General features: G+C 71.3%; 13 protein-coding genes. 12 read left to right on the top strand and 1 reads right to left on the bottom strand.

Annotated features, from left to right (window positions below; all coding sequences use genetic code 11):
- Nucleotides 1-201: 201 nt before the first annotated feature.
- The 7 genes from gad (at nt 202) to AC3ETA_RS02065 (ending at nt 8,683) form a co-directional block, all read left to right on the top strand.
- Nucleotides 202-1,566: a glutamate decarboxylase gene (gene gad, locus AC3ETA_RS02095; RefSeq protein WP_432191076.1), complete on the top strand. Its 1,365-nt coding sequence runs from the start codon at nt 202-204 to the stop codon at nt 1,564-1,566.
- A 94-nt stretch (nt 1,567-1,660) separates the two neighbouring features.
- Nucleotides 1,661-2,905, top strand: coding sequence for an NAD(P)/FAD-dependent oxidoreductase (locus AC3ETA_RS02090; protein ID WP_432191075.1), 1,245 nt, complete (start codon nt 1,661-1,663; stop codon nt 2,903-2,905).
- 159 nt (nt 2,906-3,064) lie between these two features.
- Nucleotides 3,065-3,961, top strand: a complete 897-nt coding sequence (locus tag AC3ETA_RS02085) for an RNA polymerase sigma-70 factor (protein WP_432191074.1) — start codon at nt 3,065-3,067, stop codon at nt 3,959-3,961.
- 269 nt (nt 3,962-4,230) lie between these two features.
- Nucleotides 4,231-4,575, top strand: coding sequence for a hypothetical protein (locus AC3ETA_RS02080; RefSeq protein WP_432191073.1), 345 nt, complete (start codon nt 4,231-4,233; stop codon nt 4,573-4,575).
- A 6-nt stretch (nt 4,576-4,581) separates the two neighbouring features.
- Nucleotides 4,582-6,192, top strand: a complete 1,611-nt coding sequence (locus AC3ETA_RS02075; RefSeq protein ID WP_432191072.1) for an MFS transporter — start codon at nt 4,582-4,584, stop codon at nt 6,190-6,192.
- 315 nt (nt 6,193-6,507) lie between these two features.
- Entirely contained in the window at nt 6,508-6,864 is a 357-nt protein-coding gene (locus tag AC3ETA_RS02070; protein WP_432191071.1) for a carboxymuconolactone decarboxylase, read from the top strand.
- Between the two features lie 364 nt (nt 6,865-7,228).
- Nucleotides 7,229-8,683: a Yip1 family protein gene (locus AC3ETA_RS02065; RefSeq protein ID WP_432191070.1), complete on the top strand. Its 1,455-nt coding sequence runs from the start codon at nt 7,229-7,231 to the stop codon at nt 8,681-8,683.
- A 16-nt stretch (nt 8,684-8,699) separates the two neighbouring features.
- Here AC3ETA_RS02065 and AC3ETA_RS02060 read toward each other — a convergent pair whose 3' ends face one another.
- Nucleotides 8,700-9,728 carry a hypothetical protein gene (locus tag AC3ETA_RS02060; RefSeq protein WP_432191069.1) on the bottom strand — a complete coding sequence of 343 codons (1,029 nt, stop codon included), beginning with the start codon at nt 9,726-9,728 and terminating at the stop codon, nt 8,700-8,702.
- A 103-nt stretch (nt 9,729-9,831) separates the two neighbouring features.
- On the opposite strand from AC3ETA_RS02060, the gene AC3ETA_RS02055 reads away from it, so the two are divergent.
- From AC3ETA_RS02055 to AC3ETA_RS02035, 5 genes are all read left to right on the top strand, one after another.
- Nucleotides 9,832-10,080: a hypothetical protein gene (locus tag AC3ETA_RS02055; protein ID WP_432191068.1), complete on the top strand. Its 249-nt coding sequence runs from the start codon at nt 9,832-9,834 to the stop codon at nt 10,078-10,080.
- Nucleotides 10,081-10,321: 241 nt separating this feature from the next.
- Nucleotides 10,322-11,440 (top strand): hypothetical protein, encoded by a 1,119-nt coding sequence (locus AC3ETA_RS02050; protein ID WP_432191067.1) that lies wholly within the window; start codon nt 10,322-10,324, stop codon nt 11,438-11,440.
- A 48-nt stretch (nt 11,441-11,488) separates the two neighbouring features.
- A complete protein-coding gene (locus AC3ETA_RS02045; RefSeq protein ID WP_432191066.1) occupies nt 11,489-12,325 on the top strand; it encodes a TIGR03936 family radical SAM-associated protein in 837 nt (278 codons plus the stop codon).
- A 262-nt stretch (nt 12,326-12,587) separates the two neighbouring features.
- A complete protein-coding gene (locus AC3ETA_RS02040) occupies nt 12,588-16,652 on the top strand; it encodes an Rne/Rng family ribonuclease (RefSeq protein ID WP_432191065.1) in 4,065 nt (1,354 codons plus the stop codon).
- A gap of 119 nt (nt 16,653-16,771) precedes the next feature.
- The coding region (locus AC3ETA_RS02035; protein WP_432191352.1) for a sugar phosphate nucleotidyltransferase at nt 16,772-16,905 on the top strand (134 nt) is incomplete at its 3' end.

Below are 16,905 nucleotides of genomic sequence, written 5' to 3'. Positions count from 1 at the left end.
ATTCGTCTCCCTGGGCAATCACCACTCCCCGGGCAATCACCACACGGGCTCGACCGGGCGGCGATGCGAAGGGCGTAGGTGGGTGGAGGGAAGGTGGAGAGAATGCTCCGGCTCGGGACGGCCGTGTTGCGACGCTCAGCAGGAGGTTCTGGGTCGGCGTGTCCCTCGGTGGGAGCGAGGGAGCGCTGTTTGAATTGTCATATGACCAAGCGTGGCGACGCGGATCTTTTCGGTAATCGATTTCTGACCATGCCGGCCCCCTCGGAGGCATTCCCCGAGGAAGGCATGTCCGCGACGGATGCGATGAGGCTGGTGGCTGTGGATCTCGCCATGGAGGGCGATCCGCAGCGGAACCTCGCCACATTCGTGACCACCTGGATGGAGCCGGAGGCGCAGCGGATCATCGCTGAGAATCTCCATCGGAATTTCATCGACCACGCGGAGTACCCCATTTCCGCTGAGATCGAGCAGCGTTGCGTGCGTATGCTCGCCGATCTCTTCAACGCTCCGGGCAGGACCGCCGGATGTCGGACCCAGGGTTCGTCCGAGGCGATCATGCTCGGGGCGCTGTCGCTGAAGTGGAAGTGGCGGCAGCGCCGGCAGGCGGCCAGTCTCCCGGCCGACCGGCCCAACCTGGTCTTCGGCGGGGACGTCCATGTCGTGTGGGAGAAGTTCTGCCGCTACTTCGACGTCGAGCCGCGGATCGTGCCGCTCGCCGAGGGCAAGTACACGATCGGCCCGGAGGACGTGGAGCCCCACGTCGACGAGAACACGATCGGTGTCGTGGCCGTCCTCGGCACCACGTTCACCGGCCACAAGGACGACGTCGTCGGGATCGACAAACTGCTGCGGGACATCCGCAAGGAGCGGGACCTCGACATTCCGATCCACGTGGACGGTGCCAGCGGGGCATTCGTGTGGCCGTTCCTGTACCCGGACTCGAAATGGGACTTCCGGCTGGAGCAGGTGCGTTCGATCAATGTCTCGGGACACAAATACGGCCTGGTCTACCCCGGCATTGGCTGGCTGGTCTTCCGCGAGGAATCCGACCTGGCCGGGGACCTCGTCTTCTACGAGAACTATCTGGGGAAGACCGACTCGACCTTCACGCTGAACTTCTCCACCGGCGCGTCGATGGTGCTCGCGCAGTACTACAACTTCGTCCGGCTCGGTCGCCAGGGCTACACGTACGTCATGAGGACGATGCAGGAGAACGCCCGCAAGCTGGCGGACAACCTGCACGCCAGCAGCCGTTTCGAAGTGATCGGGAGCGACCTCGAGCAGCTGCCGCTGGTCGCTTTCCGGCTCGCCGGGGACCACGCCTACGACGAGTCCGATGTCGCGTGGCAGCTCTCGGCCGAGCGCGGCTGGATGGTGCCGGCGTACACGCTCCCGCCCAACGCGGAGCGGGTGAAGATCATGCGGGCGCTGGTCAAGGAGACTCTGAGCCGTGAGCAGATCGACCGCCTGACCCAGGACATCGTCGACGCGTGCCGCACCCTGGACGACAAGGGGACGACCCACGGCAACGAGCGGGGCAAGGTCAAGCGCGGCACCGGCTACTGAGCTGCCGCTGTGCTCCACGTCTCACCCGCGGGTTGTCACACCGTGCGCGGGGCCGGTGTCTCCATGCCGAGTTCAAAACGGCGAGGGAGACATCATGAGCAAGAACGTCGAGGTGGTCGTGGTCGGCGGTGGGTACGGGGGCGTGACGGCGGCCAATCGTCTGGCGCGGCGTGACGGCGTGTCGGTGACCCTGGTCAATCGGCGTGCCGACTTCGTCGAGCGGATCCGGCTGCACCAGATGGTGACCGGCTCCGACGACGCGGTCGAGGGCTTCGGTGAGGTGCTGGGCGGGAACGTCCGGCTGGTGGTCGATGCCGCGACCCGGATCGACGCCGCCGAGCGGCGGGTGTCGCTGGCGGGCGGTGGCACGCTCACGTACGACTACCTCATCTACGCGGTGGGCAGCGGCGCAGCCGATCCCGGTGTCCTCGGAGCGGCGGAGTTCGCGTATTCGGTGTCGGACCTGGAGGGGGCGCAGCGGCTGCGGTCCGCGCTGGCCGCTGCGCCCGCGACGGATCCGGTGACCGTGGTCGGGGCCGGTCCGACCGGCCTGGAGACCGCTGCCGAGCTGGCGGAAGGCGGCCGTAAGGTCAGTCTGGTCTGCGGCGACGTGCTAGGCCCCTCCCTGCATGCCCGGGTCCGCCGCCCGGTCGCCCGCCGGCTCGCCGAGCTGGGTGTGACCGTCATCGAAGGTTCCCAGGCGCGCGTGACGGAGGTGACGCGCGATGCCGTACGCCTCGACGACGGCCGTGAGGTGTCCAGCGCGGTGACGATCTGGACCGCGGGGTTCCGCGTCCCGGACCTGGCCGCCCGCAGCGGGCTGCGTACCGACACCGAAGGCCGGCTGCTGACCGACGCGACGCTGACCAGCGTGGACGACGTGCGCATCGTCGCCGCCGGGGACGCGGCCGTGATGACGGACCGGCCGTTCCGGATGAGCTGCCAGGCCGCCGTGCAGCTGGGCGCGGGAGCCGCCGGCACGATCCTGCGCCGGATCGCGGGCAGGACACCCGGTCCGGTGCGGCTGCTGTTCGGCGGGCAGTGTCTGAGCCTCGGCCGGGACGCGGGCGTCACCCAGTTCTCCTACCCGGACGACAGGGTGAACGCGCTCCACATCAGCGGGCGGCTCGGCGCAGGCGTCAAGGAGTTCGCCTGCCGGTTCACTCTCAAGCAGCTGGCGTCCGGGGCACGCAAGGCCGGCGCCCGTACGTCGCAGGGCGGCGCCGACAGCCCGGAGCCGGGTCGGCCGGACCACCCCACGACACCGTCCGGCACCCGCCCCACGACACCGTCCGGCACCCGCCCCACGACACCGTCCGGCACCCGCCCCGCGGCCTAGGTGTGCTGTCCGGAGAGGTTGGTGACGCCCCTCATCCGGCCGGACCGAACGACGGGTACGGCCGAATGAGGGACCGGCCGGAGCCGTACCCGGCCGGGTACATGTCCACGGCCCGTCCCTCGCACCCGCGGCCCACCACGAGAGAGCGAAACGCACCACATGAACGACCACGTCGGCGACCCCGCGACCGAGGCGTTCGTCGCCCACCGCAACCTGCTGTTCACCGTCGCCTACGAGATGCTCGGATCGGCCGCCGACGCCGAGGACGTGCTTCAGGAGACCTGGCTGAGATGGGTCAAGGTCGACCTGGCGCAAGTGCAGGACCAGCGCGCCTACCTGGTGCGGACCACGACCCGGCAGGCCCTCAACCGGCTGCGGAGCCTCAAGCGGCGCAAGGAGGCCTACGTGGGGCCGTGGCTGCCCGAGCCGTTGCTCACCGCGCCGGACGTGGCCGAGGACGTCGAGCTGTCCGAGAACCTGTCGCTGGCGCTGATGTTCATCCTCGAGACGCTCTCACCGACCGAACGCGCCGTCTTCGTGCTGCGCGAGGTCTTCGACTTCGGCTACGACGACATCGCGGCCGCGATCGGCAAGAGCGCCGCCGCCGCACGCCAGATCGCCCACCGTGCCCGCCGGCACGTCGACGCCCGCCGGCCGCGCACCCCGGCCTCCCCGGATGAGGCCCGGGCGGCGCTGGAATCGTTCCAGCGCGCGCTCGCGACGGGGGACCTGCAAGGACTGCTCGACGTCCTCGCCCCGGACGTCGTCTTCGTCAGCGACGGCGGCGGGTTCAAGCTGGCCGCCCTGCAACCGGTCGTCGGCGCGGACAAGGTGCTGCGCTACATGGCCGGCAGCGCCGACAAGGCCGGCGGCGTCCTCACCGGCGAGCCCACGACGGTCAACGGCAACCCCGGCCTCCTCCTGCGCCTGGACGGCATGATCGACGGCGTGCTGGCCTTCCGCGTGGAGAACGCCCGCGTCACCGGCCTCTACTACGTCCGCAACCCCGAAAAACTCACCCGCGTCGAGTCCGAGACCTCCCTGACCTCCCGCTGAGCGCCCCCAAGGTGCTCCTCGCCCGGCTGGCCTTGTCCGGCTGGTGGGGTGGCCGTCGGCTTTCTAGCGTGGCGGTGAGGCGTACGAAGGAGGCGCGGATGACGCCGAGTGAGCCGCCCGCGGGGGAGCCGCCGAGTGGGCCTCGGTGGGAGCGTCCCCCCGAGGGGCCGCCGCCACCGGGAGGGTGGGCGCGGCCGCCTGCCGGTCCGCCGCAGGGGAAGCAGCGGAGTCGTGGATGTATCTGGGGGTGCGTCGGGGCTCTGGCGGCCGTGGTCGTCATCGTCGTGATCGTGGTCGTCCTCGTCGTGGTCGCAGCGAATGACGACACCGACCATCCGCCGTCGGACGACGTCAGGATCACGTCGTGCACGGTCGACTCGGCGACGCGGCAGGCGACGGCGAGGGTGGAGATCCACAACCACAGTTCGAAGGCGTCGATGTACGGCGTGAGCGTCGAGTTCGTCGCCGCGAACGGGACACGGGTGTCGGAGGGCGGCACTCTGTCCTCGACCGTGGCGCCGGGGCAGACCGTGCGGACCGAGGTCGGAGGCGCGGACCGGGTCGCGCAGAAGGTGACGTGCAAGGTGACGGACGTGACCCGGGTTGCGAGCTGACGGGCGATGACCACCGGGACAGGCACGGCCGAGGGATCGGCGGGGACCCGGCTCGTCCTGTGGACGCTCGCGGCCGGTCAGTTCCTGATGGCGCTCGACAGCTCCGTCATGAACGTCTCCATCGCGGCGGTGGCCGACGACGTGGGCACGACGGTGACCGGGATCCAGGGCGCCATCACGGCGTACACGCTGGTGATGGCGATGTTCATGATCCCGGGCGGCAAGGTCGGGGCGCTGATCGGCCGCAGACACGCCTTCACGATCGGCTGCTGCATCTACGGCTGCGGCTCCCTCACCACGTCGCTCGCGCCGAACCTGCCGGTGCTGCTGCTCGGCTGGTCCTTTCTGGAGGGTATCGGGGCGGCACTGATCCTGCCCGCGATCGTGGCGCTCGTCGCCGGCAACTTCCCGGCCGAGCGACGTCCGGCCGCCTACGGACTCGTCGCGGCGGCGGGCGCCGTGGCCATCGCGCTCGGGCCGCTCATCGGGGGTCTGGCCACGACGTATCTGTCGTGGCGCTGGGTCTTCGCCGGTGAGGTCCTGGTGGTGCTCGGCATTCTGGTGCTCGCCCGCCGCATCTCCGACGTCGTGGGCGGCGAGCGCCCGCGCATCGACCTCGTCGGCGCCGTACTGTGCGCCCTCGGGCTCGGGTCCTTCGTCTACGGCGTCCTGCGCTCGGACGAGTGGGGCTGGTTCCGGCCGAAGCCCGACGCGCCCGCCTGGCTCGGCATCTCGCCGGTCGTGTGGCTGATGCTGGCGGGCGTGCTGCTGGTATGGCTCTTCCTCGCCTGGGAGGCCCGGATGATGGAGCGGCACAGGGATCCGCTCATCGACCCGGCGCTGCTGCGCAACAGGCAGTTCACCGGCGGTCTGACCATGTTCTTCTTCCAGTACCTGGTTCTGATGGGCGTGTTCTTCGTCGTACCCCTGTATCTGTCGATCGCGCTGGGCCTGTCCGCGCTGGAGACCGGTGCCCGCCTGCTGCCGCTCTCCCTGACCCTGCTGGCGGCCGCGACCCTGATCCCCCGTTTCCTGCCGGACGTCTCGCCGAGGCGGGTGGTCAGGCTCGGGATCCTCGCGTTGCTCGCCGGCGCGGTGGTCCTGATGGCCGCGCTGGACGCGGACGCCGGCGCGGAGATCGTGACGATCCCGTTCCTGCTGGTCGGGCTGGGCACGGGCGCGCTGGCGTCGCAGCTGGGGTCGGTGACCGTCTCGGCGGTGCCGGACGAGCGCAGCGCGGAGGTCGGCGGCATCCAGAACGCCGTCACCAACCTCGGTTCCTCGATCGGTACGGCACTCGCCGGGTCGATCCTGATCGCCGTGCTCGCCTCCTCCTTCCTGGCCAGCCTCGAACAGAATCCGGCGATCCCCGCCGAGGTCGAGAACCGGGCGGCCGTCGAGATCCAGGACGGTGTGACGTTCCTGTCGGACGCTCAGCTGAAGTCGGCTCTCGACGAGGCGGGCGTCGACGACGAGGTGGCTCAGGCCGCTCTGGATGCCAACGCCGACGCCCGGCTCGACGGTCTGCGCGCCGCGCTCGCGGTCCTCGCGTTCGCCTGCGCCCTGGCGATGTTCTTCACGTCGCGGATCCCGACGACCCAGCCACGCTCCCCGTAGCCACGACCCAGCCACGCTCCCCGTAGCCACGACCGGGCCAGGCTCTACGTAGCCACGACCGGGCCAGGCTCTACGTAGCCACGACCGGGCCAGGCTCCACGTAGCCACGACCCGGCCAGGCTCTACGTAGCCACGCTCCACATGGTCACGACCCGGCCCTTCTCCACGCGGCCAAGGGCCCGTCCGGCTCGACGCGCGCGGCAGCGGGACGACGCCTACGCTGGAGTGGCAACCGCCGGACACCCAGGGGCGATTCCCACGTGGAGCGGGTGGGTGCGGTTCCACTCCCTACAGCACCGGAAGGCGGGCTCCGTCATGGCCACTGCATCCGAGACTCCCGTGCTCGACACGATCGCCGCGATGACGATCGATTCCCTTGAGCACTGCAACATGGACGAGCGCACGCTCATCCTCTCCCGCATCGCCGCGCTCGTGGCCATGGACGCACCCACGATCTCCTACATGGCCCACATCAACCCCGCGATCAGGGCCGAGTTCACCGTCGAGAACCTGCAGGACCTGCTCGTCGCGATCGCCCCCGTCGTGGGGACCGCGCGCGTGATGTCGGCCGCGGGTCACATCGCCGAGGCGTTCGGTGTGACGCTGGCGATGGCCGAGAGCGAGGCCGAAGCCATCGCTCAGGCGGAGGCCCAGAGCCGCAGCGGCTCCTGAGCACGCACGACCGCAGTTCGGCGGGTCTGCCGGTGGCGGTGCGGCGAGAGGGGGTGCCGGCGTCGCGCGGCAGGCGCCACTTTCGCAACAGGCCCCAGGCGCACCCTCGTGCCGGGTTCGACCCGCAGGTGCTCGATGCGGTCCGCTGTCCGTGCGGCCCTGTCGTCGCCCATCGCCACCTGGCCCTTCTCCGTCCGCCCCGCGGCAATGCCACCGGCCGTCCCCACAGCCGGCCGGGAAAGGGGTTCCCCCGCTTCACCCTCAGGGCGGAGAGCGTCATGACGCCCAGCGACGTGACGTTCTCGGGCTGCCGAACGGGGGAGCACCGGGTGCGCACGGGTGGGGTGCGTTCGAGCCTGGTGCCATGAGCATTCGCCCCTGGGTCGTCGTCGAGGCGCCGGACAGCCGCGGGCTTCGCCGGGTGACCAGGGGCAGCGAGACGGTGGGCAGCGCCTGGTCGCCGGGCGCCCTGCGCCGCATACTGCGGCGGCTCGACTTCCCGGACGACGTCGACCTGGACGACCCGGCCTCCATCTGCTGGCGCGGAGGCGACAGCCGTACGTGGCCCGACCGCCCGTGGCGAAGACGCGCGACCCTCGTCGTGATGACGGTCGGACTGCTGGCCTCCATGGTGCTCAGCGCGATGGTCGGCTGGCCGGACGCCGCAGGGGCGCTCACCTTCGCCCAGCGCATGACCGGGGGCCTCTTCGTGCTGACGGGCCTGGTGCAGGGCGTGGCCGCGGCGCTGGCGCTCGACTACTGGGGGAGACGGCAGTTCAGGATGTCCGGGGCGGTCGTCCTGCTCGGGGTGCTCATCGCGCTGGCCACGGACAGCCTGCTGCTCTTCATGTGGCTGGAGGAGACGGAGTACACGCCGTACCTGCTGCTGTTCCTGCCGCTGTGGTGCTGGGCCGTGTGGGCGCTCGTGGTCCTGGTGCGGGAGGACTGCTGGAAGGGAGTGCCGCGACCGAAGAGGTTCGCGGCCGGCGTGGTCGTCACCGCACTCCTGACCGGAGTGAGCCTGGCGTACTCGACGATGTACCAGCCGACGGCGGCCCCCATGCACCTGTCCTTGAAGGCGAGGTTCGGGGCGGCGCGGGCGGATCGGGAAGCGCCGTTCGTCCATGTTCCGCTGTCGCTCCACGTGCAGAACACCGGAAAGATTCCGGTCTACGTCACCAATGACATCTACACGGTCCGTGGCAGAGGTGCCAAGTACTTCGAATTCACCGGAAGCGAGGACGTGTTGCGGGAATGGCGGGAGAGCGCGGGAAAGGGGAGTGCGCTCGGGGACGTGGAACGGTACGCCGGCGACCTCAGGAGAACCGTCATCAGCAGCAGTCATGTCTACGGGCCCGGCAAATGGCTCGAAGTCGGGCAGCAGTACTCCGTCGAGCACGTGTTTCAAATTCCCGAGGACGCGGTCTACGGGACCGTCGCCGTGACCATGCAGGTCTCCTATATGCGGAAGGACCGCGGGAAGCTGGATGTGGACGAGTTCAAGAATCCTCACTACACGTGGCACGAGAGCGAGGAGGGCTTCTACTGTCCATGGGAGAGATGCGGGCAACAGCTCGTCTACAGCGGGCGTGTTCGTCACAACAACAACCTCATCAACGTGACGCGCAAGCCGCGCTTCGTGTGGGCGACCTGGGCGCCGGGGAGCGCGCCCGTCACCTCTGTGTCGTCGCTCTCGCGCTGGGACAGGACGGGTTCGCTGAGGGAAGTGAGAAGGGAGCTGGACCGGTACGGCGCTGCGAGCATTCGGGCCGACGCGGAGATTTCCGTCGCGGAACTGCTGAGAGCCGCCGGTCTGTGACGACGGCCCTCGCGCCCTACCAGTCGTCGGGCGCGACCCAGTCCCCGGCCGAGATGCCCTGCTCGTCCAGATAGGTGGCCGTCCGCTTGCAGTGGGCCGCGGGCTCTCCTCCGACGGTCGTGGGCAGGTCGTTCGCCGGCAGGACGTCGGCGAGGCCGACGATGAGCCTGGCGACCTGGAAGGGAGCGTGGGCGTGCTCGTCGTTGCTCAACTGGGCGCGGACATCGAGCACGTCATTTCCCTCATCGCTGGCCTTCCAGAAATCCTTGACACCCGCGGTCTCCCAGCTCCGCGGAGTCACGTCCTTCAGTCCGTCCGAAATCTCGCCCTCGGGAACGTTGTTGAATATGGCGTTGGTGCATACTTCGGCGGCCTTTCCGAGAGAGGCCTCCGGCTGTTCCTGGGACGAGGCGACTTTCTTCTGCTCATCCTCCATGCGGGCGATCTGCTTGCTCATCTCGTGCCGGGCCTCGGCCCGCTCCTGAGGTGAGGACTCAGGGTCGCTCGCCGCCCTCATCTGGCGGCCGGCCTGCGTTATCGCAGCCGCGAACGCCACCCGCCGCTCGCTGGACATGGGCAGGTTGTGGAAATCGCTCACGGCCAGACTCATCCCCTGCGAGCCACGGCCCGTATTTCCCCCGCCGCGACTCTGCGCCGCCGTGTAGTTCACGTTCACGATGTCCTTCAGTTGCTGCGGCCCCAGGGTCGCGGGCGCCTTGGGACCGCCGAAACCCTTCAGGACGACGGTCGTCCGGTCCGCGACGAGGAAGACCCTCGACCGGTCCTCGGCCGGCACGTCCGGCTCCAGGCCCACCTCCAGCGTGGCCGTCACCTGTTTCACGAGCCCGGTAAGCCGATCCCTCAACCCGCCCGGTGTGCTGTCATCGGTGATGACCGCCAGGGCCGAGGCCAGCGCCTGCGCGCTTTCGGTGACCGCTTCCCGGTCCTGGGGTGTCGTATCCGGGTCGACAACCTCCTGGAGCGTGGCGGTCAGCGAGTCGACGGACGACGTGAGTTCCCCGGGTACGTCCGCGCGCCTCTCCATGAGAGTCGCCGTCACATCGGCGACCGCTTGCTTCTGTTCGGCAGGGGGTTCGGTCGTCTCCTCGTCCCCGGTTTCGGTACCTGACGACTCTTCGCTGTGCGTCGTGTCACCCGAACTCGTTGTCCCGGTCGTGGGCTCGGTGGGCGTGGCGGTCGGCGGCGTAGGAGTGGGAGTGCCCGTGGTCGGGCCGGGCGGCGTAGGCGTCGGTGAAGGAGGTGAAGGGGTGGACGGCGCGGGTGACGTCGCCCGGGCGGGCGCGTCCGGCCCGGCCGCTCCGGGCGTCTGTTGCGCCGCCATCGCCGTCGTCACACCCGCGGGCAACGCGAGTGCCGCGGCCAGGACGGATGCGTGAACCCTGTGGAAGGCATGTCGCCGAGTGGTTCTGGCCATGATGGTTCCCGATGCGCTCTGCGCGGTACCGCATCAACTGTTGGCCGGCCCCGGTCCTCTCCCGTCCACTGTTCACCTCCTGCGCACATCGCGCAATGCGAACGCCCGGCCCCGGACCGGGTGTTGCGCCGGGGGCGCCGGAGGCCCAAATAGTTGTGGAGTGCAATTGGATCCGGAAGGGCCACTCCGGCGTCTACACGGACATGGACCTTGAGAAGCCACCGGCTCGGCAGCAGCACCAGGCGCCCGAGGGGTGTCTTGCCGTCGCGATCCGGGTGCCCGTGCGGATCGTCGTGCTCGTGCTGGTCGTGCCGGTGCGGATGGCGTGGGACGCCCTCGTCGTCGCCGGGCGCTTCCTGAACGACACCGTGCTCCGGCCGGTGGGCCGGGCGCTGCTGTGGCTCGGCCGGGCCGTGTTCGTGTGGCCGTTCGTGGCGCTGTGGCGGTACGCCGTGGTGCCGGTCGCCAAGGGCCTCGCCTGGCTCGGGAACGTGCTCCTCGTCATACCCCTGGTGTGGCTGTACCGGTACGTGCTGACTCCGGTCGGGCACGCGTGCGCGTGGGTCGCGCGCGGGACCGGCGCGGCGCTGACATGGCTGTACGCGCGCGTGCTCACGCCCCTCGGGCACGCCGTGCTGTGGGTCCTCAAGGGGCTCGGCGCGGTGCTCGCCGCCATCGGGCTCGGGGTGTTCGGCGCGGTCGCCCGGCTGGCGCGGTACCTCCTCGTCGTACCCGCCCTGTGGCTGTACGAGTGGGTCCTCACACCGGTCGGCCATGCCCTCGCCTGGTGCGCGAAGGGCGTCGCGTGGCTCGTGAGCACCGTCGCCACCGGCATCGGCATCGCGCTGTACTGGATCGCGCGCGTGCTGCTCGTACTGCCCGCGCTGGCCCTGTACCGGTGGGTCCTCACCCCCGCCGGCCGGGTGCTCACCGTCGTCGGCAGGGAGATCCGGGACGCCCTCGGGCACGCCTGGCGGATCGCCGGCCACATCTCGCTCGCCGTCGGCCGGTTCCTCGCGAGCGTCCTGCGGTGGGCCTTCGTCGAGCCGGTGCGCTGGGTGTACCGCTCGGTCCTCACGCCCGTCGGGCACGTCGTGCGGGACGCGGTGCTGCGGCCCGTCGCCGAGGCGGCGCGCAGCGTGGGCCGGGCCACCCGGCAGGCCCTCGCCTCCGCCCGGGAGTCCGTACGACAGGCGCGCGCCGACTTCCGTCGCATGCTGTTCGGGGAGTCCCGGGAGCGTGAAGCCGTGCCCGTGCGGGAACCGCGGGGCCGCGAGACACGTACTCTTGGTAGGAGTACGACCGCTCTCACGAAGGACTGAACGACACTGGGCAAGCGACAGCCCGAAGGCCCGCCGCCCGCACCCGCGGTGCAGCGCATCCGACTGCGCTACACCAAGCGCGGCCGCCTCCGGTTCACCAGCCACCGTGACTTCCAGCGCGCCTTCGAGCGTGCGCTGCGCCGTGCCGAGGTGCCGATGGCGTACTCGGCGGGGTTCACGCCGCATCCGAAGGTGTCGTACGCCAATGCCGCACCCACCGGCACGGGCAGTGAGGCGGAGTATCTGGAGATCGCCCTCACCGAGGCGCGTGATCCGGAGCAGCTGAGAGCGCTCCTCGACGAGTCGCTGCCCACCGGGCTCGACATCGTGGACGCGGTCGAGGCCCGGGTCTCCGGGCTCGCCGACCGCCTCACGGCGTCCGTCTGGGAGCTGCGGCTCGACGGTGTGGACCCGGCCGGCGCCGCGCGAGCGGTAGCCGCCTTCGACGCCGCCGAGTCCGTCGAGGTCCAGCGCATGACCAAGAACGGCGTGCGCACCTTCGACGCCCGCCCCGCGGTCGTCGAACTGACAAGCTCCGACGCGACAGCCGCGACAGCCGCGACAGCCGCGACAGCCGCGTCAGGCGCATCGGACACAACAGAAACGCACAGTTCCCAGGCTGATAGGCCGACCGACCAGCCCTGTGCGATACTGCGGCTGGTTGTTCGGCACGTGACGCCTGCCGTACGACCCGACGACGTCCTGTCCGGTCTCCGCGCCGTGGCCGACCTGGCGCCGCCGGTCCCCGCAGCGGTGACCAGGCTGGCGCAGGGGCTGTTCGATGAAGAGACCGGCACGGTGACCGACCCGCTCGCGCCCGACCGCGAGGCAGCGACGGCCCCAGCCAAGGCCGAGCCCGCTGCCGCCGCGACGGCGCCGGCGTAAGGAAGGTTCCGCGCAGGGACGTACGTCGAAGCGCAGCCCTCGTACTCGGGAGCCACCTGGGTCGGGCAGCGCACCGACCAGAAGACTTTCGCCAGGCCGTACGCATGAGGTGTACGGAACCGGCGAGACAGGACACAGAGAGCTCCCGTGCGGCGCCCGCGCCCCGGACGGCGGCAGTCGCGCACCGCGCGAGCCGCGGACGTCACCGGCATGCCGCCGGACCAGGCGCGGCGCCCGGGAGCCTGACGGGAGAAACGCCCGCATGCTCGAACCGACCGAACCCACCGAGGGTTCCGAACTGAACACTCCCAGCGACACCCTGCCGCCGCGCCGTCGGCGTCGTGCGGCGTCCCGCCCGGCGGGACCGCCCGTGGCCGCCACCGAGGCGCAGCCCGCGGAGGTTGTGGAGCCGGCCATACCGGTCGCGGATGCCGCCGATGTCGCGGCCGTGACCGAAGAGGCCGAGAAGCCCGAGAAGCCCGAGAAGCCCGAGGAGAACATCGAGGCCGTCGAGGCCGAGGTGACTCCCGAGGCCACCGAGGACGAAGAGACCGAGCAGTCCGAGGAGACGACGCAGGCCGCATCCACCGGTCGTCCGCGTCGCCGGGCCGTGCGCCGTGCCTCCGCGCCCGCCGGGGCGCCCGAGGCCGTCGAAGCCGCCGAGACCGTCGTTCCCGTGACGCCCGCCGCGCCGGTCACCGAGGAAGCGACCCCGGCCGCCGCCGCGGAGAGCGCCGAGGCGCCCGCGCCCCGTACGCGTCGCCGTGCCGTGCGCCGCGCGTCGGCACCCGCCGGCGCCCCTGCGCCCGTCGAGGCGGCCGAGCCCGCTGCCGCTGAGACCACCGCCGCTGTCGAGGCGCCCGCCGCCGTCGAGACCGCCGAGCCCGCGGAGGTGGCCGAGGAGGCCGCTCCGCGTCGCACGCGTCGCCGTGCCACGCGTCGGGTGTCCGCGCCCGCCGGTGCTCCGGACGCTGCCGAGGCCGCCGTCGAGACGGAGGTGCCCGAGACCCCCGCCGCTGTCGAGACCGCCGAGCCCGTGGAGGCCGCCGAGGAGGCCGCCCCGCGTCGCACGCGTCGCCGTGCCACCCGGCGCGTGACCGAGGAGGCCCCCGTCGAGACGCCCGAGTCCACCGAGAAGCCGGTGACGGCGGAGACCCCCGAGGTCGCCGAGACCGCTGCCGCGGAGGCTCCCGCCGAGACCGGTGAGCAGACCGGGCCCCGGCGCCGTCGCCGGGTCGTCCGTGGCGCCGCCACCGGGTTCGCCGAGCCCGCAAGGGCCGCCGCGGCGAAGGCCGAGCAGTCCGAGCAGGACACCGAGGACGCACCGCGCCCGGCGCGGCCCTCCGTGGCCGTGTTCCAGGCGCCCGTGTTCACCGAGCCCCAGTTCCAGACGCCCGAGCGCGCCGCCGCCCAGGCCGCCGCCGCGGAGGCGGAGACCGAGGACGCCGAGGAGTCCCCGGAGGAGCAGGCCGGCGCGTCCAGGCGCCGTCGCCGGCGCCGCAGCGGCGGAGTCGCCGAGGAGACCGAGACCCAGGTCGCCGAGACCACCGCCGAGAACGAGACCGAGGAAGCCGAAGAGGGCGCCGAGGACATCGCCGACGGTGAGGAGACCGAGGAGACCGGGTCCCGTCGCCGTCGCCGGCGTGGCGGCCGGCGCCGTCGTCGCGGCGAGACGTCTGACTCGGACGCCGAGGGCGACGACACCGACGAGGCCGCCGCGGCGCAGGCCGAGCAGGACGCCGAGGACACCGCCGAGCAGGAGGAAGAGGACGCCGAGGACGGCCGCGCCGACGACGGCTCCGGGTCCAGTTCCTCCAGCCGTCGCCGTCGGCGCCGTCGGCGTCGCGCCGGTGACTCCTCCGTGGACAGCGAGCCCGGCGACGGCGACCCCGAGCGCACCGTCGTCAAGGTCCGCGAGCCCCGCCCGAAGGCCGAGCCGTCCGACGAGGTGCAGTCCATCAAGGGCTCCACCCGCCTGGAGGCCAAGAAGCAGCGCCGCCGCGAAGGCCGTGAGCAGGGCCGCCGCCGGGTGCCGATCATCACCGAGGCCGAGTTCCTGGCCCGTCGTGAGGCCGTCGAGCGCGTCATGGTGGTCCGCCAGCACGGCGACCGCACGCAGATCGGCGTCCTCGAGGACAACGTGCTCGTCGAGCACTACGTCAACAAGGAGCAGTCGACCTCGTACGTCGGCAACGTCTACCTGGGCAAGGTCCAGAACGTGCTGCCGTCGATGGAGGCCGCCTTCATCGACATCGGCAAGGGCCGCAACGCCGTGCTCTACGCCGGTGAGGTCAACTTCGAGGCGCTGGGCATGGCCAACGGCCCGCGCCGTATCGAGTCCGCCCTGAAGTCCGGCCAGTCGGTCCTCGTCCAGGTGACGAAGGACCCGATCGGCCACAAGGGCGCCCGTCTGACCAGCCAGGTCTCCCTGCCGGGCCGCTACCTCGTGTACGTCCCCGAGGGCTCGATGACCGGCATCAGCCGCAAGCTGCCCGACACCGAGCGGGCCCGGCTGAAGACGATCCTCAAGAAGATCGTCCCCGAGGACGCGGGCGTCATCGTGCGCACCGCCGCCGAGGGCGCCAGCGAGGACGAGCTGCGCCGCGACGTCGAGCGCCTCCAGGCGCAGTGGGAAGAGATCCAGAAGAAGGCCAAGAACGGCAACGCCCCGACGCTGCTGTACGGCGAGCCGGACATGACCGTCCGGGTCGTCCGCGACATCTTCAACGAGGACTTCTCCAAGGTCGTCGTCAGCGGTGACGACGCCTGGTCGACGATCCACGGGTACGTCTCGCACGTCGCCCCGGACCTGGCCGAGCGGCTCTCGAAGTGGACCTCCGAGGTCGACGTCTTCGCCACGTACCGGATCGACGAGCAGCTCGCCAAGGCGCTGGACCGCAAGGTCTGGCTGCCCAGCGGCGGTTCGCTGGTGATCGACCGGACCGAGGCGATGGTCGTCGTCGACGTCAACACCGGCAAGTTCACCGGCCAGGGCGGCAACCTCGAGGAGACCGTCACCAGGAACAACCTGGAGGCGGCCGAGGAGATCGTCCGCCAGCTGCGGCTGCGCGACCTCGGCGGCATCATCGTCATCGACTTCATCGACATGGTGCTGGAGTCCAACCGGGACCTGGTGCTGCGGCGCCTGCTGGAGTGCCTGGGCCGGGACCGGACCAAGCACCAGGTCGCCGAGGTGACCTCGCTCGGCCTGGTGCAGATGACCCGCAAGCGGGTCGGCCAGGGCCTGCTGGAGTCCTTCTCCGAGACCTGCGTCCACTGCAACGGCCGCGGCGTCATCGTGCACATGGAGCAGCCGGCGTCCGCCGGCGGTGGCGGCGGCAAGCGCAAGAAGCGCGCGCGTGCCGGTGCCGGTCCCGAGCACGTCCACGAGGCGTCCGTCGCCACCGAGCCGGCCGAGACGGCCGAGGAGGAGGCGGAGACCGAGGCCGAGGTCGCGGCCGAGGCCGCCGAGCCCGCCGCGCTGCCCGAGCCGGCGTTCGCGCCCGACGAGGAGCTGTACAGCAGCGTCGCCGAGGCGGAGGCCGCCGCGCGCGGTGGTCGTTCGCGGCGCCGCGGGGGCCGTCGGGTGTCGGCTCCGGCGGGCGCACCGAAGAAGGCCGAGGCGGTGCCCACCGCTCAGGACGTGACCGTCGCCGAGGAGATCGAACGTCCGGTCCGGCCGGAGCCGGCCGCGGCGGCCAAGGCCGAGCCGACGGCGGTCGAGGACGCGGTCGTGCAGACCGAGGCCCCGGCCGCCGAGGAGGCCGCGCCCAAGGGCCGTACACGGCGTCGCGCCACCCGCAAGGTGTCCGCGCCCGCCGGGTCGCCCGCGGGGGCCGAGGCCACCGTCGTGACGGTCGCCGAGACGGTTGCCGCAACGCCCGAACCGGTCGCGGAGACCCCGGCCGGGGAAGCTGCCGCCGAGCCGGTCGCCGAGAGCGCCGCCCCGGCCCGTCCGCGCCGCCGTGCCGTGCGCAAGGCCACCGCGCCCAGCGCGTCCGACGAGGCGGCCGTCCTGGTCGTCCCGGCGGGTGAGGCCGCTGCCGTGCCCGCCGCCGAGGCGCAGGCCCCGGCCGCGCAGGAGGGCGTCGAGGAGGCCGCTCCGGCCAAGAAGACGGCCCGTAAGACGGCCAAGAAGGCGACGGCGAAGAAGGCCGCCACCAAGAAGACCGCGGCCAAGAAGACGGTCGCCAAGAAGGCGACGGCCAAGAAGGCGACAGCCAAGAAGGCGGCGAAGACCGCCAAGACGGCCGCGGCCAAGGCGACGGCGAAGAAGACCGTGACGGCGGCCCAGAAGCTCCACTCGGCCGTGGCCGAAGGCAGCTGAAAGTCCCCGTCTACGCTGTGGTCCTGTCCGCAACGGGCAGGACCACACCAGTTCTGTCGCCGAGAGACAGCACCATCCCCGACTCCATGGAATCCGGGGAACGTAAGGAGACAACCGCGATGATAGGCCTCGTACTTGCGGCCGGCGCCGGACGGCGTCTGCGCCCCTACACCGATACGCTCCCCAAAGCGCTGGTGCCCGTGGGGGCGGAGGAAGGGCCGGATGCTGTGACCGTCCTGGACCTGACGCTCGG

This window comes from Streptomyces sp. bgisy027 (genome assembly GCF_057710365.1).
The sequence above is the reverse complement of the archived record's forward strand: the minus strand, read 5'-3'. Positions and strand labels throughout refer to the sequence as shown.